The 19,599-nt window shown below is 71.0% G+C and carries 19 protein-coding genes; 3 read left to right on the top strand and 16 right to left on the bottom strand.

The window, feature by feature from the left end:
- Positions 1-8: 8 nt before the first annotated feature.
- Positions 9-596: an aminoacyl-tRNA hydrolase gene (gene pth / locus ACTJJZ_RS02150; RefSeq protein ID WP_440719517.1), complete on the bottom strand. Its 588-nt coding sequence runs from the start codon at positions 594-596 to the stop codon at positions 9-11.
- Positions 597-700: 104 nt separating this feature from the next.
- On the bottom strand, positions 701-1,297 hold the full coding sequence (locus ACTJJZ_RS02155) for a 50S ribosomal protein L25/general stress protein Ctc (RefSeq protein ID WP_440719518.1): 597 nt from the start codon (positions 1,295-1,297) through the stop codon (positions 701-703).
- Between the two features lie 191 nt (positions 1,298-1,488).
- Between ACTJJZ_RS02155 and ACTJJZ_RS02160 the strand changes: the two genes are divergently transcribed.
- On the top strand, positions 1,489-1,614 hold the full coding sequence (locus tag ACTJJZ_RS02160) for a hypothetical protein (protein WP_295011582.1): 126 nt from the start codon (positions 1,489-1,491) through the stop codon (positions 1,612-1,614).
- Positions 1,615-1,688: 74 nt separating this feature from the next.
- Here the strand turns inward: ACTJJZ_RS02160 and ACTJJZ_RS02165 are convergent, their stop codons facing one another.
- The 11 genes from ACTJJZ_RS02165 to ACTJJZ_RS02215 form a co-directional block, all read right to left on the bottom strand.
- Positions 1,689-2,402 carry an ABC transporter ATP-binding protein gene (locus ACTJJZ_RS02165; protein ID WP_440719519.1) on the bottom strand — a complete coding sequence of 238 codons (714 nt, stop codon included), beginning with the start codon at positions 2,400-2,402 and terminating at the stop codon, positions 1,689-1,691.
- Positions 2,389-3,318, bottom strand: coding sequence for an ABC transporter ATP-binding protein (locus tag ACTJJZ_RS02170; RefSeq protein WP_440719520.1), 930 nt, complete (start codon positions 3,316-3,318; stop codon positions 2,389-2,391). Before ACTJJZ_RS02170 ends, ACTJJZ_RS02165 begins: the two co-directional genes overlap by 14 nt.
- Complete coding sequence (locus ACTJJZ_RS02175; protein ID WP_440719521.1) at positions 3,315-4,517, bottom strand: branched-chain amino acid ABC transporter permease; 1,203 nt, start codon at positions 4,515-4,517, stop codon at positions 3,315-3,317. The genes ACTJJZ_RS02170 and ACTJJZ_RS02175 overlap by 4 nt, the downstream gene beginning before the upstream one ends.
- Positions 4,514-5,530: a branched-chain amino acid ABC transporter permease gene (locus ACTJJZ_RS02180; RefSeq protein ID WP_440719522.1), complete on the bottom strand. Its 1,017-nt coding sequence runs from the start codon at positions 5,528-5,530 to the stop codon at positions 4,514-4,516. Before ACTJJZ_RS02180 ends, ACTJJZ_RS02175 begins: the two co-directional genes overlap by 4 nt.
- Before the next feature lie 77 nt (positions 5,531-5,607).
- Positions 5,608-6,825, bottom strand: a complete 1,218-nt coding sequence (locus tag ACTJJZ_RS02185) for a branched-chain amino acid ABC transporter substrate-binding protein (RefSeq protein ID WP_440719523.1) — start codon at positions 6,823-6,825, stop codon at positions 5,608-5,610.
- Between the two features lie 179 nt (positions 6,826-7,004).
- Positions 7,005-8,036: a zinc-binding dehydrogenase gene (locus ACTJJZ_RS02190; protein WP_440719524.1), complete on the bottom strand. Its 1,032-nt coding sequence runs from the start codon at positions 8,034-8,036 to the stop codon at positions 7,005-7,007.
- Between the two features lie 60 nt (positions 8,037-8,096).
- Positions 8,097-8,825 carry a fumarylacetoacetate hydrolase family protein gene (locus ACTJJZ_RS02195; RefSeq protein WP_440719525.1) on the bottom strand — a complete coding sequence of 243 codons (729 nt, stop codon included), beginning with the start codon at positions 8,823-8,825 and terminating at the stop codon, positions 8,097-8,099.
- On the bottom strand, positions 8,825-9,607 hold the full coding sequence (locus tag ACTJJZ_RS02200) for an SDR family oxidoreductase (protein WP_440719526.1): 783 nt from the start codon (positions 9,605-9,607) through the stop codon (positions 8,825-8,827). Before ACTJJZ_RS02200 ends, ACTJJZ_RS02195 begins: the two co-directional genes overlap by 1 nt.
- A complete protein-coding gene (locus ACTJJZ_RS02205; protein WP_440719527.1) occupies positions 9,604-11,016 on the bottom strand; it encodes an MFS transporter in 1,413 nt (470 codons plus the stop codon). The genes ACTJJZ_RS02200 and ACTJJZ_RS02205 overlap by 4 nt, the downstream gene beginning before the upstream one ends.
- Positions 11,017-11,243: 227 nt before the next feature.
- Entirely contained in the window at positions 11,244-12,035 is a 792-nt protein-coding gene (locus ACTJJZ_RS02210; protein WP_440719528.1) for an IclR family transcriptional regulator, read from the bottom strand.
- Positions 12,036-12,069: 34 nt separating this feature from the next.
- The gene (locus ACTJJZ_RS02215; RefSeq protein WP_440719529.1) at positions 12,070-13,140 is read right to left on the bottom strand and encodes a D-2-hydroxyacid dehydrogenase; all 1,071 of its coding nucleotides are present in this window, start codon (positions 13,138-13,140) and stop codon (positions 12,070-12,072) included.
- Between the two features lie 137 nt (positions 13,141-13,277).
- Here ACTJJZ_RS02215 and ACTJJZ_RS02220 point away from each other — a divergent pair, with 137 nt between their 5' ends.
- Together ACTJJZ_RS02220 and gndA are read left to right on the top strand one after the other, a co-directional pair.
- Positions 13,278-14,183, top strand: a complete 906-nt coding sequence (locus tag ACTJJZ_RS02220; RefSeq protein WP_440719530.1) for an NAD(P)-dependent oxidoreductase — start codon at positions 13,278-13,280, stop codon at positions 14,181-14,183.
- Between the two features lie 63 nt (positions 14,184-14,246).
- A complete protein-coding gene (gndA, locus tag ACTJJZ_RS02225; protein ID WP_440719531.1) occupies positions 14,247-15,695 on the top strand; it encodes an NADP-dependent phosphogluconate dehydrogenase in 1,449 nt (482 codons plus the stop codon).
- A gap of 172 nt (positions 15,696-15,867) precedes the next feature.
- On the opposite strand, the gene ACTJJZ_RS02230 is transcribed toward gndA, so the two are convergent.
- The 3 genes from ACTJJZ_RS02230 to ACTJJZ_RS02240 form a co-directional block, all read right to left on the bottom strand.
- Positions 15,868-16,572 carry an ABC transporter ATP-binding protein gene (locus ACTJJZ_RS02230; RefSeq protein ID WP_440719532.1) on the bottom strand — a complete coding sequence of 235 codons (705 nt, stop codon included), beginning with the start codon at positions 16,570-16,572 and terminating at the stop codon, positions 15,868-15,870.
- A 95-nt stretch (positions 16,573-16,667) separates the two neighbouring features.
- Positions 16,668-18,182: an ABC transporter permease gene (locus ACTJJZ_RS02235; RefSeq protein WP_440719533.1), complete on the bottom strand. Its 1,515-nt coding sequence runs from the start codon at positions 18,180-18,182 to the stop codon at positions 16,668-16,670.
- Positions 18,183-18,273: 91 nt separating this feature from the next.
- Positions 18,274-19,548, bottom strand: a complete 1,275-nt coding sequence (locus ACTJJZ_RS02240; protein WP_440719534.1) for an FAD-binding oxidoreductase — start codon at positions 19,546-19,548, stop codon at positions 18,274-18,276.
- Between the last annotated feature and the right edge of the window lie 51 nt (positions 19,549-19,599).

Consider the following 19,599-nt stretch of genomic DNA (forward strand, 5'->3'; position numbering starts at 1 on the left):
GGAGCGGATCAGGCGTCCCGCGGCGCGTGGTGCTTCTGCTGTGCCGCCAGCAGCCCCTCGCCGATCAGCTGCTCCACCGCGTCCGCCGCGTCGGAGGTGAGGATCGGCAGGTTCTGACGCTCCGCGGATCCGAACGGCGACAGCACCCAGTCCGCGGGATCCTGGCGCCCCGGAGGACGCCCGATCCCCACGCGCACGCGAGGGAAGTCCGGCGTGGTGAGGGCGCGCGCGATGTCGCGGATCCCGTTGTGCCCGCCATGGCCGCCGCCCACCTTGAGCTTGATCGTGTCGAACGGGATGTCCAGCTCGTCGTGCACGACGATCAGGTGCGCCGGATCCACCGAGTAGAACCGCACCAGGGCGGCGACCGGGGTGCCCGACACGTTCATGTAGCTGTTCGGCTTGGCGAGCACGATCTTGTCGCCGCCGGGGCGCAGCCAGGTCTCCACCACCCGCGCTCCGCCCTTGTGCTCGCGGAACGTCTCCCCGCGCCGGGCCGCGAGCTCGTCGACGACCAGCTGCCCGACGTTGTGCCGCGTCGCCGCGTACTTCGGCCCGGGGTTGCCGAGCCCGACCACCAGCCAGGTCTGCGCCATGACGATCATCCTTCCGGAAAAAGGCGTCGCTCACGCGGCAGAGGGAGGCGCGAACGGATCGCGCCTCCCTCTGCCGTTGCGACGGGAATTCTAGAGCTGCGGGGTCACTCCGCGGCGGGCTCCTCGGCCGGCGCCTCGGCGGCCTCGTCGGCCTCGGCGGCTGCGGACTGGGCCGAGACGGCCACGATGAGCAGCTCCGGGTCGGCGGCCAGGGTGACGCCCTTGGGCAGCTTGACGTCGGCGGCGGTGATGTGCGCGCCCTCTTCGAGCCCCTCGACCGAGACCTCGACGTTCTCGGGGATGTGGGTGGCCTCGGCCTCGACGGCGAGGTGGGTGTTCTCCAGCTGCACGATGGTGCCGGCGAACGCCTCGCCCACGACCACGACGGGAAGCTCGATCGAGACCTTCTCGCCCTTCTTCACGACGAGGAGGTCGATGTGCTCGATGATCTGGTGCACCGGATCCTTCTGCACGTCCTTGACGAGCGCGAGCTCGGCGCGGCCCTCGACGTCGAGCTCGAGCAGCGCGTTGGCGCGGCGGATGAGCAGCGAGATCTGGTGGCCCGGGAGGGCGACGTGCACGGGCTCGGTGCCGTGGCCGTAGATGACGGCCGGGATCTGGCCGGCAGCGCGCAGACGACGGGCGAAGCCCTTGCCGAAGCTGGTGCGCAGCTCCGCGGTGACCTTGTTCTCTTCGGACATGTTGTTCTCCTTGCAGGACGCGCGGCATCGAGCTGCGCGGTGGTCTGGGGTTCGTCGTCTCGACACGACGCAAGGAGAGCATCAGGCTCACCGCGTCGATCACGGATGTGCGCGCACGCGCGCCATCCCTCGCCGAGGACTCGTACATCGTACCCGACTTCCCCGAGCCTCGCGGACGGTAGGCTGAGGGCATGACCGAAGGTGCAATCCTCTCCGAAGCGCTGGCGTGGCTGATCGGGCTCATGACGATCGGCGCCGCCGTGCTCTGCTTCGGCGCGCTGTTCTCGCTGGGCCGTTCCGGCTACCGCAAGGACTGAGAGCCCGTCGCACGAAGAACCGCGCCGTCCGAGGACGACGCGGTTCTTCTCGTGTGACCGGGCCTTCGGGGCGATCAGCCGACGCCGAGGTACGCCTCTTTCACGGCCGGATCGGCGAGCAGCTCCTTGCCGGAGCCGGTGCGGGTGATCGCCCCGGTCTCCAGCACGAACGCACGATGCGCCCGCGCGAGCGCCTGGTTCGCGTTCTGCTCCACCAGCAGCACCGTCGTGCCCTGCGCGTTGATCTCGGTGATGATCTTGAAGATCTGCCGGATGAACTGCGGGGCGAGTCCCATCGACGGCTCATCCAGCAGCAGCACGCGCGGCTGCGACATCAGGGCCCGGCCGATCGCGAGCATCTGCTGCTCGCCGCCGGACATCGTTCCGCCGAGCTGCTTCTTGCGCTCGTCCAGCCGCGGGAACAGCGAGAACACCCGCTCGTACGACTCCGCGACGCCGGACTTGTTCTTCAGGCCGAACGTGCCCATGTCGAGGTTCTCCAGCACGGTCATGCCCGGGAAGATGCCTCGGCCTTCCGGCGCCTGGGAGATGCCGTGCACGACGCGCACGTGCGCCTTCATCCTCGTGATGTCCTGCCCGTCGAACAGGATGGATCCGCTCGACGGCTGCAGCAGCCCCGAGATCGTGCGCATGGTCGTGGTCTTGCCCGCGCCGTTCGCGCCGATCAGCGAGACGATCTCGCCCTCGTCCACGGAGAAGGAGATGTCGTGGATCGCCTTGATCCGCCCGTAGTGGACGGAGACGTCCTTCAGCTCAAGCAACGTCATCTTCGGGCACTCCCAGGTAGGCGGCGATCACGCGCTGGTCGTCACGGATGACCGCGGGCACGTCGTCGGCGATCTTCTTGCCGAACTCGAGCACCACGATGCGGTCGGTGACGCCCATCACGAGCTTCATGTCGTGCTCGATGAGCAGCACGGTATATCCCTCGTCGCGGATGGACCGGATGAGCGCCATCAGGTCCTCCTTCTCCGCAGGGTTGAAGCCGGCGGCCGGCTCGTCGAGGCAGAGCAGCTTGGGATCGGTGGCGAGGGCGCGGGCGATCTCCAGGCGGCGCTGGGATCCGTAGGACAGATCCCGCGAGCGCTTCAGCGCGTGCTGGGAGATCCCGACGAACTCGAGCAGCGCCATGGCGCGATCGACCGACGACCTCTCCTCGCGCACATGGCGGGGCGAGCGGATCAGGGCGCCGGGCACCGAGGTGCGGTGCCGCGCGTCCAGGCCGACCACGACGTTCTCCAGCGCGGTCATCTCGCCGAACAGGCGGATGTTCTGGAACGTGCGGGCGAAGCCCATGCGCGTGATCTGGTGCTGTTTGCGCCCCTTGACCGACTGGCCCTCCAGCAGCACGTCGCCGCTGGTGGGACGGTAGACGCCGGTCATCGCGTTGAAGCACGTCGTCTTGCCGGCGCCGTTCGGGCCGATCAGGCCGAGGATCTCGCCCCGCCTGATGTGGAACGACACGTCGTCGAGCGCGGTCAGGCCGCCGAAGCGGATGGTGAGGTTCTTCACCTCGACCAGCGTCTCCCCCACCTCGACCTCGATCGGCCGCTCGGACTCCGCGCCCTCGACCAGCGGCGGGGCCTCCCCCGGCACGATGTCCGGTTCGGCACCCGCGGCCTCCGCGACCGGCTCCTCGGGCGTCGCCTCCGCAGGTGCGGTGCTCTCGTTCGGATCGGTCATGACGCGCTCCCTTCCGTGCGCGGCGCGGACGGCGGTGGCGTCGGCGCGACCGGCGTCTTGGGCGGCGCCACCCACGTCAGCGCCTTGCGCGAATACGCCATCAACCGCATCTTCGCCGGGATGAGGCCCTGCGAGCGGTAGATCATCAGGATCACGAGCGCGACGCCGAAGATCAGGTACTTGTAGTCCGCGATCGCGGTGAACCGCAGCGGGATGTAGGCCACGATCGCACCGCCCAGGATCGCGCCGACCTTGTTGCCCGTGCCGCCGAGCACCACGGCCGCGAGGAACAGGATGGAGGTCTGCACGTCGAACTTCTGGTTGTTCACGAAGCCCACCTGCCCCGCGAACAGCGCCCCGGAGAGGCCGCCGACGCTCGCGCCGATCGCGAACGCCCACACCTTGTACTTGAAGGTGGGCACGCCCATGATCTCGGCGGCGTCCTCGTCCTCGCGGATCGCCACCAGGGCCCGGCCGACGCGGGAGCGCTCCAGGTTGCCCGCGAGCAGCAGGATGATGATCAGGATCGTGACGGTGAGCCAGTACCAGGGCGTGCCGTTCGAGTTCGCGAAGATCGGGACCCCGTTCGCCGCCGTCCCGGGCGGCCGTCCGACGTTCTGGAAGCCGACCTGTCCCTTCATCGCCGGGATGATCGTCGCCAGGATCCGGACGATCTCACCGAAGCCGAGCGTCACGATCGCGAGATAGTCGCCGCGCAGTCGCAGCGTGGGCACCCCCAGCACGACGCCGAAGACCATCGCGATCACCATCGCCAGCGGCAGCGTCCACAGGTACGGCACCTTCAGATAAGGCGAGTCCGGGCTGGTGAACATCGCCGCGGTGTAGGAGCCGACCGCGAAGAACGCCACGTAGCCGAGGTCGAGCAGGCCGGTGTAGCCGACCACGACGTTCAGGCCGACCGCGACCAGCGCGTACACGGCCATCGCGAACAGTGCGAGCGGCCAGTCGTTTCCCGGAGCGGTGGAGATCGGGAAGAAGTTCAGGTACGGCATCGCGTAGGCGATCGCGACCACGATGAGCATCCACCCCCACTGCGCGGGACGCGACAGCCCGTTCCAGCGCTCCCTGAGCCCGCGGAACGGTCCGCGTCGCCTGGTCGCGATGGATTCCGTCTCGATCGTCTCGCGTGCGGATTCGGCGGTGGGCAGGATCCGGGGTCCGTCAGACGAGGTGCTCATGCGCGGCTCCTTCCGAGGGTGGTGCCGAGGATCCCGGTCGGACGCACCAGCAGCACCAGGACCAGGATCACGAAGGCCACGACGTCCGCCCACTGCGCGTCGCCGAGCAGGATCTGACCGTAGTTTCCGACGACGCCGAGCAGGATGCCGCCGAGCAGTGCTCCGCGGACGTTGCCGATGCCGCCGAGCACGGCGGCGGCGAACGCCTTGACGCCGAGGATGAAGCCGCCGTTGTAGATCACGCCAGAGGGCACCAGCATCACGTAGAACAGGGCGGCGGCTCCCGCGAGCACGCCGCCGATGATGAACGTGATCACGATGGTGCGCTCCTTCGAGACGCCCATGAGGGTGGCGGTGTCGGGATCCTGCGCGACCGCGCGGATCCCACGCCCGGTGCGGCTGCGCCGGATGAACATGTCGGTGCCGACCATCAGCAGGATCGCGGCGACCACGATGATGATCTGCTGGTTCGTGATGATCGTGCCGAAGACGTCGAAGATCGGCGTCGGGATGAACATGGTGACGGCGGGCTGCGCGTTCGCGCCCCCGACGAACGGCAGGAAGATGATGTACTGGATCGCGAACGAGACGCCGATCGCGGTGATCAGGAACGCGAGCCGTGGCGCATTGCGTTTGCGCAGCGGTCTGTAGGCCACGCGTTCGACGATGAACGCGGTGGCCGCCGAGGCCAGCATGCCGACCACGAGGGCCAGCAGCAGATCCATGATGATCGCGGCAGGGCCGATCGTCGGCGCGCTCGGCCCGAAGCCGAGCGAGGTCAGCGTGATGACCACGCCGTAGGCACCGACGATGAAGACCTCGGAGTGCGCGAAGTTGATGAGGCTCAGGACGCCGTAGACGAGGGTGTAGCCGACGGCGATGAGACCGTAGACGGCGCCGAAGGTGAGGCCGTCGAAGGTGGCGCTCCAGAAGTTCTGCAGCAGGGCGTTGATGTCGAAGTTGATCCAGGAGGAGTCCGCGTGCACGACGGACAGAGCGACGAGCTCGAGCATTCAGTTTCGCTTCCACAGGGGGCGCGTCGTCGCGCCGGGAGAGAGCAGGAGAAGAGGATCCCGNCGGGATCCGTCGGTCACTGACCGATCGGGCCGATGTAGGCGATCTTGCCGCTGTCGACCTTGTAGCCGTACACGGCGGGCGCCTGCAGCTCACCCGTGGAGTCCCACTTGTAGTGCTTGCTCAGACCGTCCTTGTCGTAGCTCTTGACCCAGTTCTTGAGGTCGGCGCGGGTGGTCTTGCCCGCGTCGATCCCGCTCAGCAGCACGGTGGCCGCGTCGTAACCCTCGATCGAGTAGGTGCCGGGCTCGGCGTTGAAGGCCGTCTTGTACTGGCCTTCGAAGTCCTTCAGCAGCTCGCCCGGGATGCAGGGGCAGGTGAAGTAGGCGTTCTTGGACGCGTCGCCGGCGAGCTTGATGAACTGATCGTCCTTCACGCCGTCGGGGCCCACGAACGAGCCGGTGAAGCCCTTGGCGACCAGCTGCTGGTCGAAGGGGGCGGCCTCGGCGTAGTAGCCGGCGTAGTAGACCGCGTCGGGCTTCGCGTTCATGATCTTGGAGATCACGGCCGAGAAGTCCTTCTGACCCGTGGTGACCTTGTCGCTGCCGACCTTGGCGGAGCCGAGCGCGCTGCTGGTCGCGTTGGCGAGGCCGATGCCGTAGTCGGAGTCGTCCTGCACCAGGTAGACCTTCTTGGCCTTCAGGGTGTCGGTGACGAACTTCGCGGCGGCCGGTCCCTGCTGGGAGTCGTTGCCGAGGCCGCGGAAGAAGGTCGACCAGCCGTTCTTGGTCAGGTCCGGGTTCGTGGCGGACGGGGTGATGTGCACCAGCCCCTGCTGCTCGAAGATGTTGCCGGTGGCCTTCGACTCGCCGGAGAAGGGCAGGCCGATGACGCCGACGATGTCGGCCTCGCTCACGGCCTGGGTGACCGGACCGGTCGCCTTGTTCGGGTCGCCCTCGGTGTCGAACTTCTTGAACGCGACCTGGCAACCCGGGTTGGCCTTGTTGTGCTGGTCGATGGCGAGCTGCACGCCGTTGAAGATGTTGATGCCGAGCTGGGCGTTCGGGCCGGTCTCGGCGCCGATGTACCCGATGGTGAGGTTGGAGCAGGTGGCCTTGCCGTCGCCCGCGGGGAGGACCGCGTTCTTGGGCGTGTCGACCGACGACACCGTGGGGACGTCGACCTTGCCGCCGCCGCTCGTGCTGCTGGGTGTGCCTGCCTGGTTCGCACAGCCCGCCAGCAGAAGCAGCGCGGCTGCTGCTGCGACACCCGCGATGGCTTTCTTTCGCATCATTGTGATTGCCTTCCGATTCGGGTCACCGGTGAATCCGCTTCGAACGCCGGTGTCTTCGAGGTGTGGTGAGCGTACCTCGGCTCACGCTCCCCGCGCACGACATTAGTCCGACGGCGTCCAGTTTTCGCCCGATAACACCACACGTTTGTTCGGATCGTTACACGACGGACTTCCCGGCGTCATCCGCGCAGATCCAGCAGCACCTTCCCGGAGCGCGAGGGATCTGCGGCGATGCCGAACGCCTCCGCCGTCTGGGCCAGCGGGAGCGCGTGCGTGACGATACCGTCGACGTCGAGGGAGCCGTCCGCGAGCGCCGCCAGCACCGGGTCCAGCTCGCCGGCGAAACGGAGCGAGCCGACCAGGCGGAGCTCGCGCACGATCGCCGTCGCGATGGGGACGGGCACGTCTCCGGCGCGTTGCAGGCCGAGCATGACGACGGTGCCGCCGGGCGCGGCCGCCGAGATCGCGGACGCCAGTCCCTGGACGGTCCCGCTCGACTCCACGACGACGTCGGCGTACAGCGCCCCGATGGCGTCCGCGTCGCGCGCGTCGATCGCGCGGGCGCCCCGCCGGGCGGCGAGCGCGAGCGGCAGCGGCTGCAGATCCGTGACGGCGATCGACCGCGCGCCGTGATGCCGGGCCACGGCGGCCACGAGCTGACCGATCGGCCCTCCCCCGATCACCGCGACCGCAAGGCCGCGCACGTCCCCCGCCTGACCGAGGCCGTGCCAGGCGACTGCGGCGGGCTCGGCGACCGCCGCGGTGCGCAGGTCGAGCCCGGCCGGCAGCGTCCGCAGCATGCGGCTCGGCAGCGCCACCCGCTGCGCGAACGCCCCCTGGGTGTGCGGCAGGTGCATGGCCGAGCCGAGGTAGGTCGAGGCGGGGGCGAGGTTGGGACGGTCCTGAGGCCACGGGGTGACGCCGTCCCCGTGCGGGGTGAGCGGATGCACCGCGACCTCCGCGCCGCGCCCGGGACCGGATCCGTCGGCGGCGGGCACGAGGACCGTGCCGACGACCTCGTGCCCGAGGATCATGGGCTCGCGGAGCACGGACGCCCCTGCCGCACCGTGCTGCCAGTAGTGCAGGTCGGAGCCGCAGATCCCGCCGTAGGCGATCGCCACGACCGCCACGTCCGGCCCTGGCGCGGGCTCCGGCACATCCTCGATGCGCAGGTCGCCCGCGGCGTGGGCGACGACGGCGATGTTCGTCATCCGATTCCTCCTCCGGTGCAGCTGCACCCTCGCACCGCCGACAGCCGGCGGTCAGCGCCCTCAGCGCAGCGGCGTGGACAGGCGGATCCCGCCCACGATCACGACAGCCTCCTGGCCGGGGCCGACCTCGGCCTGGGAGTACGGCGCGCCGGTCATCACGACGTCGCCGGGGCCGAGCGTCGACCAGCCGCAGACATACGCCAGGCAGTCGCGGATCGGCACGGGCAGCTGGCGCGCGCCGGTGTCGGCCACGGTCGTGCCGTCCACCTCGAGCACCAGACCGACGTCGTCGAGGTCGAGGTCGGTGTCGAGCCAGGGCCCGAGCGGCGTGTAGCCCGTGCCCGACTTGGATTCGAAGTTGCGCGGGTCGAGCGCGGTCCGATCGGGGCTGGACAGATCGTTCACCGCGGTGAGGCCGAGGACGTACTCGTGCGCGTTCCCCGCGGTGAGGCCGTGCGTGGGACGACCGATCACGACCGCGATCTCCCCCTCCGCGACCGTCGTGCCGGCATCCCGGCGCAGGTGCACGGGCGTGCCGGAGGAGACCACGGTGCGCGGGCTCTTCAGCCACGCCTGCACCGGCGAGGCATGGCCAGGGCCGTTCTGCGCGATGCCGAGGACCACCTCGGGAGCGCACGGCGCGAGCACCTCCCCCTCGACCGCGCCGAGGTCTCCCGGGACGCGTCCGGCCGCGAAGGCGGCATAGGGATCCTCGATCCCGATCCACCCGTCGCCCTCGCGTCGGGCGTGCACGGTGCCGTCCGCGGTCGCGATCCGTCCGATCCGCATCAGACGACCGCCGTCATGCCGCCGTCGACGTACAGCGTCTGCCCGTTGACGAAGTCGCTCGCCGCACTCGCGAGGAAGACCGCCGCGCCGACGAGATCGCGCGGGTCGCCCCAGCGTCCGGCCGGTGTGCGGCCGCGCACCCAGGCGGAGAACTCCTCGTCGTCGACCAGTGCACGGGTCAGCGCCGTCTCGAAGTAGCCCGGCGCGATCACGTTCGCCTGCACGCCGTGCGGGCCGAGATCGGCGCAGAGGCCGCGGGTGAACATCACGATCGCGCCCTTGGTCGCGGAGTACGCGGCGATCGACGGTCGCGCCAGCTGCGACTGCACGGATCCGATCTGGATGAGCTTGCCCGATCCGCGGGCGATCATCCCCCGCGAGACGCGCCTGGTCACGGCGAACACCGCGCTGAGGTTGGTCTGGACCAGGGCGTCCCAGTCCTCGTCCGCGAATTCGTCGATGCGCGCGCGACGCTGGATCCCGGCGTTGTTGACGAGGACGTGCACCGCGCCGAGCTCCTGCTCGATGCGCCCGATGCCCGCGTCCACGTCCGCCACGTCCGTGACGTCGAAGGCCGCAGCGTGCGCGGTCACGCCGGTGGCGGCCGTGATCTCGTCGGCCGCCGCCCGCGCGGCCGCCGGGGTGCGGCCGTGCACGATCACCGTGGCGCCGGCCGCGGCCAGGCCCTCGGCGATCGTGCGGCCGAGGCCGCGGGTGGATCCGGTGACCAGCGCGAGGCGGCCGGACAGGTCGAAGGAGGCGAGCCCCGCCGGCAGGCTCATGCCCGCACGGAGACGATCGAGACGGTGGTCGCGTCCACGCCCTCGCCGGTCTCCTCGCGGGAGACCTTGACCGCGTCGTCGATCCGGGTGAGGTCGCGGCGCAGCGTCTCCGGCGCGAGGAAGGTGGACGCGGTGGTGATCAGCGCGAGCACGGTCATGTACATCGCCAGCAGCACCCAGTTGTTGCCGCTGACCGCGAGCAGGTAGGCGCCGAGGACGCCGGCCAGGCCTCCCGCGAGCACGGCGGAGATCTCCCGGGCCATCGCGACGCCGAGGTAGCGGTGCCGATTGCCGAAGAGTTCGGGCAGCATCGCGCACTGCGGGCCGAGCATGGAGTTGACCGCCACGCCGATGCCGATCGCGATCACCGCGATGGCGATCGCGTGGTTGCCGAGCGACAGCAGCCACCAGGCCGGGAACGAGTACACCAGCATGAACACCGCACCGAAGCGGTACACCGTGCGCCGGCCGAACCGGTCGGAGAGGTGCCCGGAGAACGGCACGGTGAAGACGCCGATCAGCGATCCGATCGCGACGCCCCAGGTGAGCAGGCTCTTGTCGGCGTTCGGGCCGACGACGGCGACGAAGAACGCCAGTCCCAGCGTCTGGAACATGTACGAGCCGCCGTTCTCGGCCATGCGCAGGCCGATGCCGACGATGACGCCGGGCAGGCCGTGCCCGAAGATCTCGCGGAACGGGTGGCTCGCGACCTGGTCGTGCTTCTCCAGCTCGACGAAGGTCGGCGTCTCACGCAGGCGCATCCGGATGAACAGCGCCAGCAGGATCAGCACGAACGAGAGCAGGAACGGCACCCGCCAGCCCCACGCGAGCAGCTGGTCCTTGGGCAGCAGCGAGATGCCGGCGAAGACGAGGGCCGCGAGCACGGTGCCCGCCTGGATGCCGATGAACGGCAGCGCGGCGAAGTATCCGCGGCGGCGCACCGGCGCGTACTCGGCCATCAGCACGGTCGCCCCGGCCTGCTCCGCTCCCGCCCCGAAGCCCTGCAGCAGCCGCATGAGCACGAGCAGGATCGGCGCCCAGGCGCCGACCACGGCGTAGGTCGGCAGCAGGCCGATCGCGGTGGACGCGCCGCCCATCAGCACGATCGTGGCGACCAGGACCCACTTGCGGCCGAGCTTGTCGCCCAGGATGCCGAAGAACAGCCCGCCGAACGGCCGCGCGAGGAACCCGACGCCGAACGTCGCGAACGCGGCGACGGTGGCCATCCCCGGGTCGCTCTGCGAGAAGAACAGCACGTTGAAGATCAACGCGGTGGACAGCCCGTACAGGGCGAAGTCGAAGTACTCCAGTGCGCTGCCGATGCTCGAGGCGAGCGTCGCGCGGCGCAGATTCGCCGCGTATTCCGGATCATCCGACGGTGTGTGCACGGCGGGGTGCGTGGTGGTCATGCCATCTCCTTCGATCGGCTCGCCCTCGGCGATGTGACGACTGTATCAACCTGTTGGCCGACGTTCAACACCTTGGACAGAATCTCCACGCGCACACCGCCCCCTGGCGCCGCAGAGGGCAGCGCGAAGCCCCGGCAGGACGACGGAGACCACGGCAGCGGCTGGGCACGCCGGCTGTGCCGGGCCGTACTGTTCCGGGGCGTTCCGGGCCGTTCCGGGAGAAGCGGTCAGGCGCGCGCGGCGGCGCTGAACGGGTTGGTGAGGGCGCGTGCCGCGTCCTGCAGGGCGCGGCCGACGCGCTCGATGCGCTCGTAGGCGGCGTCGGCCGCGGGGATCGCCACGCCGAGCGCGAGCTGCGGATCCGCCGGCGACCAGCCGTCGAGGGGCACCGCGACGCCGATGATGCCGCGGAAGGACTCCTCGCCGTCGATCGTCCAGCCCCGCGCGCGGCCCGCGGCGAGCGCTTCGAGCAGCGCGGGCAGCCCCGTCACGCTGCGCTCGGTGAGCGCGGGGAAGGCGACGTCCGAGCCGAGCAGCGCCTCCACCTCGGCATCCGGCATCGACATCAGCAGCGCACGACCCGTCGCGGACAGTGCGGCGGGCAGGCGCGAGCCCAGCGGCGTGCCGAGCCGCATCGTGCGGGATCCCTCGTGGCGGGCGAGATACAGGGCGTCGGTGCCGTCCAGCATCGCGACCTGCACGAGCTCGGAGGCCAGCACGGGCGAGGCCTCGCAGACCGCGTAGAACTCGCGGACCTGGTTGAACTGCGCCGCGAACGCACCGCCGAGCTCGGCGGTGCGCAATCCGAGCCGATAGCCGCGCGCGCTGCGCTCGATCATGCCGCCCGCCTCGAGCGCGAGGCAGAGGTTCGCGGTGGACGACTTGGCCAGACCGAGCGCGCTCGCGAGCTCGGTCAGGGTGCGCGGCGCGTCGGCCTCGGCGAGCAGTCCGAGCAGCCGGATGCTCCGCGTCACCGCCGGCGCGGGGTCGCGTCCCTCACGGACGTCGTCGTCTGCCATGCGCTTCCCCTCGCCCTGCGGATCCGGAGCCGGATCAGTAGAACTCGACAGTATCGACCACCGCGTGCAGCGGGCGGCCGTCGAGCAGGCGCGTCGCGTCCGCGGCGAAGCGCCGGGCGATGCGCTCCTCCTCCTTCTCGCTGAGCGCGGCGGTGTGCGGGCTGATCAGCACCCGCGGGTGCTGCCACAGCGGGGAGGACGCAGGAAGCGGCTCCACCTCGAACACGTCCATGGCGGCGAACGAGATCCGCCCGTCGTCCAGGGCCGCCAGAAGCGCGGTCTCGTCGACCACGGTGCCGCGCCCGACGCTGGCGAGGATCGTCCCGGGCGCGACCGCCGCGAGCACCTCGGCGCCGATCAGATGATGCGTCTGCTCGGTGCCGGGCAGAGTCACCACGATCGCATCGACGTGCGCCACCGCCTCGACGAGCTCATCGAGCGGCACGAGCCGGTCCACGCCCTCGACGGGCCGTCCGGAGCGGCTCGTCCCCCATACCCGGGCGCCGAGCGCATGGAACTTCCGCGCGCACTCGGCGCCGATCCCGCCCAGTCCGACCACGAGCACGGTCATCTCGTCGACCTGTCGCATCGGGGAGCGATCCGGCCACCGCCGGTCCCGCTGATCCGCGGCCAGCCGCGGCAGATCCTTGGCCCCCGCGAGCACGCCGAACACCGCGAACTCCGCGAGCGGCGATCCGTGCACCCCGGCGCTGGTGGTGAACACGATCCGGTCCAGGTCGGCGCGGTCCAGGCCCGCGGCCTTGATCTGCGCGCCGCCGCCGGCTGCGGTGGTCATCACCCAGCGCAGGCGCGGGTTGGCGCGCACGGTGCGCGCGAGGGCCGCGGGATCGACGTCCGGGATGCCGAACAGCGCCTCCGCCGAGTCGACCATCGCATCGAACGCCGCCTGCTCGGCGGCCGTGCGGCGATGCTCCGGATCGCCGGACCAGTCCGCCGGACCGCGCATCGGATGCGTCAGCGCGTGATCCCGCACGACCTGCACGCGCGGCTCCAGCTCCTCGATCAGCCGGCAGAGCGGCTCCGCCAGCGGCACCGCCGCGACCGCGCGCAGCGTCGCGCCCGTCGCCTTCGTCTCCTCGACCACGTCCGGCCTCCTCGTCGCGCCCGTCGCGGGTCGATGCGGTCGCACCGGCTCGCGAGAAGTCATCCTGAAGACACCTTAGCGCGAATCCAACCCGATGAACCCTGTTCTCTCTGTTGAATCTGGGTTAGCATGGCGGAATGAGCGATGCGACCGCGGAAGTCACTGTCGGCATGCTGGGCCTCGGCGCGATCGGCAGGCCCATGGCCGATCGCCTGCTGGCCGGGCACGGCCACCTGCTCATCGCGTCGCGGCGCGCGCAGCCGGATCTCGCAGACGCCGGCGCCGCTCTGCTCGACTCGGCGCGCGAGCTCGGCGCCCGCGCCGACGTCGTCCTGGCGATGCTGCCGGATCTGCCCGAGCTGGAACAGGTCCTGGCGGGACCGGACGGGCTGCTCGCGGACGCCGGGGACCTGCTGCTGCTGATCGGATCCACCTCCTCCGCCCCGGGGGTGCGCGACCTCGCGGCGCGGATCGCCCGGGAGACCGACGGACGCGTGCGCGTCGTGGACTGCCCGGTCTCGGGCGGCGTCGACGGCGCGGCCGCGGGGACGCTCTCCATCATGCTCGGCGGCGACCCTGCCGACACGGCTCTCGCCGCGCGCGTGCTCGCCCCGTGCGGGAGCGCGGTGCACCTCGGTCCGCTGGGCGCGGGCGAGGTCGCGAAGGCCTGCAACCAGCTCGTGGTCGCCGCGACGATCACCGCGCTCGGCGAGGCGACCGTGCTCGCCGAGCGCTCGGGCCTCGACCTGCAGGCGCTGTGGACGCTGCTGTCCGGCGGCTACGCCGGATCGCGTCTGCTCACCAGCCGTCTCGACCAGCTGGTCGCCGGCACGGACGAGCCCAGCGGGGTCGCCCGGTACATGCAGAAGGATCTCGGCTTCGTCGACGACATCGCACGCGCGACCGGGACCGCACCGGTCCTCCTCCCCGCGCTGCGCGCCGCGTTCGACGAGCTCGTCGACGCGGGCCTCGGCGACCGGGACATCGCCGTGACACGGCGCTTCATCGCAGGCCGCACCGCGGCCGCGCCCGCGTCCCCGTAATCCCGCATGGCAACAGCGATACGCTGAACCCATTCCCCCACCGGTCACCTCGAGGAGATCCCCGTGCCCCCTGCCGCTGCAAACATCGGAGTCGTCGGACTCGCCGTCATGGGCTCGAACCTCGCCCGCAACCTCGCCAGCCGCGAGGGCAACACCGTGGCGATCTTCAACCGCAGCTACGAGAAGACGCAGGGAGTGCTGGACGCGCATCCCGAAGCCGGCTTCATCCCGGCCGCCACCTATCAGGAGTTCGCGGACTCGCTGCAGAAGCCGCGCACCGCGATCATCATGGTCAAGGCGGGCGCCGGCACCGACGCCGTGATCGACGAGCTGGTGAAGGTGTTCGAGCCGGGCGACATCATCGTGGACGGCGGCAACGCCTACTTCCCCGACACCATCCGCCGTGAGAAGGCGGTCCGCTCCACGGGCATCAACTTCGTCGGCGCAGGCATCTCCGGCGGCGAGGAGGGCGCGCTCACGGGCCCGTCGATCATGCCCGGCGGATCCGACGAGTCCTGGGTCACCCTGGGCCCGATCCTGCGCTCCATCGCCGCGATCGCCGAGGGCGAGCCGTGCGTGACGCACGTCGGCCACGACGGCGCCGGCCACTTCGTGAAGATGGTGCACAACGGCATCGAGTACGCGGACATGCAGCTCATCGCCGAGGCGTACGACCTCATCCGCCGCGGCACCGGCAAGACCCCGGCGGAGATCGCGGAGATCTTCGCCGAGTGGAACCGCGGCGAGCTGGAGAGCTACCTGATCGAGATCACCGCCGAGGTGCTGCGCCAGGTCGACGCCGAAACGGGCAAGCCGCTCGTGGACGTCATCCTCGACCAGGCCGGCGCGAAGGGCACCGGCGCCTGGACCGTGCAGACCGCGCTCGCCCTGGGCGTCCCGGTCTCGGGCATCGCCGAGGCCACCTTCGCCCGCTCTCTGTCCTCGCACCCCGAGCAGCGCGCGGTCGCCGGATCCCTCCCCGGCCCGTCGGAGCCGTTCACGGTCGCGGACCACGATGCGTTCATCGAGGACGTGCGCCTCGCGCTGTACGCGTCGAAGATCGTGGCGTACTCGCAGGGCTTCGACGAGATCCGCGCGGGAGCGGCCGAGTACGGCTGGAACATCGACCTCGGCGCGATCTCGAAGATCTGGCGCGGCGGCTGCATCATCCGCGCGCAGTTCCTGAACCGCATCGCCGACGCCTACGCGGAGACCCCCGATCTGCCGGTGCTGATGACCGCGCCCTACTTCGCCGAGGCGATCGGCCGGGCGCAGGCCGCGTGGCGCAGGGTGGTCGTGGCCGCTGCGCAGGCCGGGATCCCCTCGCCCGCGTTCTCGTCCTCGCTGTCGTACTACGACGGGATCCGCGCCGACCGCCTGCCCGCCGCCCTCGTGCAGGGCCAGCGCGACTTCTTCGGGGCGCACACCTACAAGCGCATCGACAAGGACGGCACCTTCCACACGCAGTGGTCGGGCGACCGCACCGAGATCGAGGCCGTCGACACGCACTGACGCCCTCCGTCTTCCGCCGAGAACGCTCGACCCGCGACCTGCGGGCCGAGCGTTCTCCGTTTCCGGGGAACCGTTCTCCGCTGCACTCCTTCGAGGAGCGATGTGTTCCGGGGAGCGATGTCGGCCGGCTTTCCGCCCGGACGGGAGCGGACATCGCTCCGCGGAGCTGCCGCTACACCTCGTTCAGGTGCCCGTTCTTCAGGCGGAAGCGACGGTGCGCGCGCTTCGCGACGGCCGAGTCGTGGGTGACCACGATGAGCGTCAGACCGTCGGCGCACAGCGACTCGAGCAGGTCCAGGATCTCGTCCCGCATCTCCTCGTCGAGGTTGCCGGTGGGCTCGTCGGCCAGCAGCACCCGCGGGCTCTTCACGATCGCGCGGGCGATCGCCACGCGCTGCTGCTGACCGCCGGACAGTTCGCCGGGCAGGTGCTCGCCGCGGTCCGCGAGACCGACGTGCTCGAGCGCCTGCTGCACTCTGCTGCGCCGCTCCTCGGCCGGGACGCCGAGGGGCACGAGCGCCATCGCCACGTTCTCGCGGGCCGTGAGCGTGGGGATCAGGTTGAAGCCCTGGAAGACGAAGCCGACCTCCTCGGCGCGGATCCGGCCGAGCTCGCGGTTCGACGCCGTCGACAGCTCCGTGCCGCCGAGGATGAGGGATCCGCCCGACGGCCGGTCCAGCGCGCCGAGCAGCTGCAGCAGCGTCGACTTGCCGCCGCCGGTCGGTCCCTGGATCGCGACGAACTCGCCCGCCCCGATCTCCGCCGTCACGCCGATCAGCGGGGTGACCGCCCGCCCCTTGCCCTGGTAGGTGCGGGTCACGCCGGTCAGCCGGTACAGCGCCGGCGTCTCCGCCGGTGCGCTCTCGATGGTGCTCATGATGTCCTCTTCTCTCGCCGTCGCATGCCCGTCCGTCGCAGGCCCGTCCGTCGTAGGCCCGTCCGTCGCTTGCCTGTCCTGATCCGCCGCTGAGCTCATGCCGCTGACCGCAGGGCTTCCGCGGGGCTCAGCCGTGCCGCACGCCAGCCGCCGATCGCGCCGGCGATGAGTCCGCCGAGGATCGCGAGTCCGACCGCGGCGACGAGGATCTCGACGCTCAGCGGCGCATGCAGCACGACGTCCTGCACCGCCCCGCCGAATCCGCGCCCGGCGCCGCCGCCACCGCCGGCCCCGGCACCGGGAAAACCGCCGCCGCCCGTGCGCGTCGCGCGACGGCCGAAGCCGGAGGCGGTGGCACCCGAGATCGTCGGATGCGCGAGGTTCACGATCAGGATGCCGACCAGGCCGAGCGCGAGCCCTGCGACGCCGCCGATCAGCCCCTGCACGAGCGACTCCCCCGCGACCTGGCGGACGATGCGGCCGTTCGACCAGCCGATCGCCTTGAGCGTGCCGAACTCGCGGGTGCGGCGGGCCACGCCGGAGAGCGTGAACAGCACCGCGAGCAGCACGGCGACGACCAGCACGATGATCGACAGCCAGGTGCCGAGCCCGGAGATCATGGCGGCGGCGCTGGAGAGCGACCCGGAGACGGTCGACGCGAGCTCGGCCTGCGAGCTGACGGTCGCCTTCGGCAGCGCCTTGGCCAGCGTCGTCTGCAGCGCGTCGATCTGCGAAGCCGAGGCGGCCTTGACATAGACCGTGGAGACCACATCGCCCGTGCTCGCCAGCTTCTGCGCCGTGTCGAGCGGCAGGTACACGTCCGCGGCGGTGTCGGCGGAATCCGATGAGGAGGCCACGATCCCGACGATCTTCACGGTGGATCCGCCGACGTCGATCGTGCCGCCGAGCGACAGGCTCTTCGAGGTGGCGTACGTGCTGTCCACGAGCGCGACCAGCTGGCCGTCGTCGCCCGCCGCGAGGGTGCGGCCGGAGGAGACCTTCACCGAGGACAGCGGCCCCACGACGGTCCCCGCGGCAGGGTCCACGCCGAGGACCGTGAACGAGTCGATCCCGAACCGCCCTCCGCCGAAGCCGCCACGGCGTCCGCCCGTGCCTCCCTCACCCGTGCCGCCGGGCTGCCCTGTCGAGGGCTGCTGCCCGCCGGCCGCAGTGCCGGATCCCTGCTGCACCTGCCCGTTGAAGCTCAGGTCCGTCAGGCTCAGCGCGCCGGTGGATGCGGCGACGCCGGCCGTGGCCTGAACGGTCTTCACGGTGGCGGCGTCGAGCGTGCCTCTGGCCGGCGAGGTGCGCAGGATGGACTTGTTCAGCGTGGTGCTGCTGCCGTCGCCGCTGTCGGCGCCTCCGCCCGCGCCGAAGTCGAACCGCTGCCCTCCGGTGCCGCTGCCGCGCGCGGCCTGCGGACCGGTGACGGTCAAGTCGGTGCCGACGCCGTACACGCTGGCGAGCGCCTGGGTCTGCGCATCGCGGACGCCCGCGGACAGGGCGTTCACGACGATCACGAGTGCGATCGCGATGGCGAGGCCGACGGCGACGATCACCGTCTGCTTCTTCCGCCCTGCCAGCTCACGGCGCAGATACGTCCCGTACATGGTTCTCCTCATCGTTCACGATGGGGGCGACGATAGGAGCCGGTCCTTGGGCCGGATGATGACGGACCTATGCGCGCGCTAAGCGCGGGCCTCAGGGCGCCGGCGGGATGTTGTGGTTGCGCGAGAACAGGTTCGCCGGATCCCACTCGGTCTTCAGCCGGCGCAGCCGCTCCCACGCCTCGGGGGTGTGGAACTCGGCGGCGCCCCCGGACGAGCCCGGATCGCAGAAGTTGCCGTAGGCGGCGAGCCGGCCCTCGGCGATGCCCGCCAGCTCGCTCCGCACCCTGGCGCGCTCCTCGTCGTCGAGCATGCCGGGGAGGTCGAACACGATCGCCATCACGAACCAGTCCGCGGCGCGTCCGGGGAAGGCCGTGGTGTGCTCCGCGACCTCGGCGAACGCGCCGCCCAGCGAGCGCAGGAAGACGGCGGAGGCGGGATGCGCCTGCCGGAACGCCACGAGCCGGTCGATCAGAGCGTCGTCGAGCCCGGCGAACAGGCCGTTCACGGAGATCACCGGCACACCGGGAGCGTCTGCGTCGTGCGGCATGTCGAGCAGCGCGTCGGCGTACGCCGTCGGCACGACCTCGCCGTGCACGTCGTCCCTCGCAGTGATCGGCGCCAGCACCGCGGCGAGCTCCTCGCCGTCCGTCCCGGCCCAGACCACCGAGAGCCGGGCGCCGGCCGGGGCGCTCGGGTCCATCGCCGGCACGTCCAGGTAGGTCACGGTCAGCGCGCGCGGGGCGTCGTCGAGCACCTCGCGCACCGTGCGCAGGAACTCGGCCTGATCCCCCCGGGCGGCGAGCTCGCCGGCGAGGACGCCGGTCAGCGGCCGCGCCTCGAAGTCGAGCCGGGTGAGGACCCCGAAGTTGCCGCCGCCGCCCCGGACGGCCCAGAACAGGTCGGCATTCTCGGCCTCGGACGCCTCGATCAGCCGCCCGTCGGCGGTGACGAGCTGCACGGCCCGCAGCTGATCGATCGCGAGCCCGCGATCCCTCACCAGCAGGCCGATCCCGCCGCCGACGGCGAGCCCGGCCACCCCGACGGTCGCGGTGTCGCCGGAGCTGATGCCGAGCGCGTGCGGCACGAGGGCCCGCGCGACCTCGCCCCAGACCGCACCGGCGCCGATCCGCACCATCCTGCCCTCGCCCACCGGTTCGCCGACCTCGATGCCGGCCAGCCCGCGCAGGTCGATCGTGAGTCCGCCCGGCTCGGGCTTCCAGAAGCCGTGCCCGCCGCCGCGGACGGTGAGCGATCGGCGCTCCCCTGCGGCGCGGGCGACCGCGGCGGCCACGTCGGCCGCCGTCTGCGGACGGAGGATCTCCGGTTCGTCATCGATGAGAGGGGCGGCGGGGTCGGGTGCGCTCATGGCGGCGACGCTACCGGGCTCCGCCGACATTTCAGATCTCATAGTCGGTTC

Source organism: Microbacterium sp. 22242 (genome assembly GCF_052045495.1).
Lineage (GTDB): Bacteria > Actinomycetota > Actinomycetes > Actinomycetales > Microbacteriaceae > Microbacterium.

Excerpts from the sequence above, each read along its gene's own strand:
- ACTJJZ_RS02230 (WP_440719532.1), bottom strand. The coding sequence starts at position 16,572 with ATGAGCACCATCGAGAGCGCACCGGCGGAGACGCCGGCGCTGTACCGG.
- ACTJJZ_RS02165 (WP_440719519.1), bottom strand. The coding sequence starts at position 2,402 with ATGACGTTGCTTGAGCTGAAGGACGTCTCCGTCCACTACGGGCGGATC.
- ACTJJZ_RS02205 (WP_440719527.1), bottom strand. The coding sequence starts at position 11,016 with ATGACCACCACGCACCCCGCCGTGCACACACCGTCGGATGATCCGGAA.
- ACTJJZ_RS02160 (WP_295011582.1), top strand. The coding sequence starts at position 1,489 with ATGACCGAAGGTGCAATCCTCTCCGAAGCGCTGGCGTGGCTGATCGGG.
- ACTJJZ_RS02170 (WP_440719520.1), bottom strand. The coding sequence starts at position 3,318 with ATGACCGATCCGAACGAGAGCACCGCACCTGCGGAGGCGACGCCCGAG.
- ACTJJZ_RS02175 (WP_440719521.1), bottom strand. The coding sequence starts at position 4,517 with ATGAGCACCTCGTCTGACGGACCCCGGATCCTGCCCACCGCCGAATCC.
- ACTJJZ_RS02195 (WP_440719525.1), bottom strand. The coding sequence starts at position 8,825 with ATGCGGATCGGACGGATCGCGACCGCGGACGGCACCGTGCACGCCCGA.
- ACTJJZ_RS02200 (WP_440719526.1), bottom strand. The coding sequence starts at position 9,607 with ATGAGCCTGCCGGCGGGGCTCGCCTCCTTCGACCTGTCCGGCCGCCTC.
- ACTJJZ_RS02240 (WP_440719534.1), bottom strand. The coding sequence starts at position 19,548 with ATGAGCGCACCCGACCCCGCCGCCCCTCTCATCGATGACGAACCGGAG.
- pth (WP_440719517.1), bottom strand. The coding sequence starts at position 596 with ATGGCGCAGACCTGGCTGGTGGTCGGGCTCGGCAACCCCGGGCCGAAG.
- ACTJJZ_RS02180 (WP_440719522.1), bottom strand. The coding sequence starts at position 5,530 with ATGCTCGAGCTCGTCGCTCTGTCCGTCGTGCACGCGGACTCCTCCTGG.
- ACTJJZ_RS02190 (WP_440719524.1), bottom strand. The coding sequence starts at position 8,036 with ATGACGAACATCGCCGTCGTCGCCCACGCCGCGGGCGACCTGCGCATC.
- ACTJJZ_RS02210 (WP_440719528.1), bottom strand. The coding sequence starts at position 12,035 with ATGGCAGACGACGACGTCCGTGAGGGACGCGACCCCGCGCCGGCGGTG.
- ACTJJZ_RS02185 (WP_440719523.1), bottom strand. The coding sequence starts at position 6,825 with ATGATGCGAAAGAAAGCCATCGCGGGTGTCGCAGCAGCAGCCGCGCTG.
- ACTJJZ_RS02235 (WP_440719533.1), bottom strand. The coding sequence starts at position 18,182 with ATGTACGGGACGTATCTGCGCCGTGAGCTGGCAGGGCGGAAGAAGCAG.
- ACTJJZ_RS02220 (WP_440719530.1), top strand. The coding sequence starts at position 13,278 with ATGAGCGATGCGACCGCGGAAGTCACTGTCGGCATGCTGGGCCTCGGC.
- ACTJJZ_RS02155 (WP_440719518.1), bottom strand. The coding sequence starts at position 1,297 with ATGTCCGAAGAGAACAAGGTCACCGCGGAGCTGCGCACCAGCTTCGGC.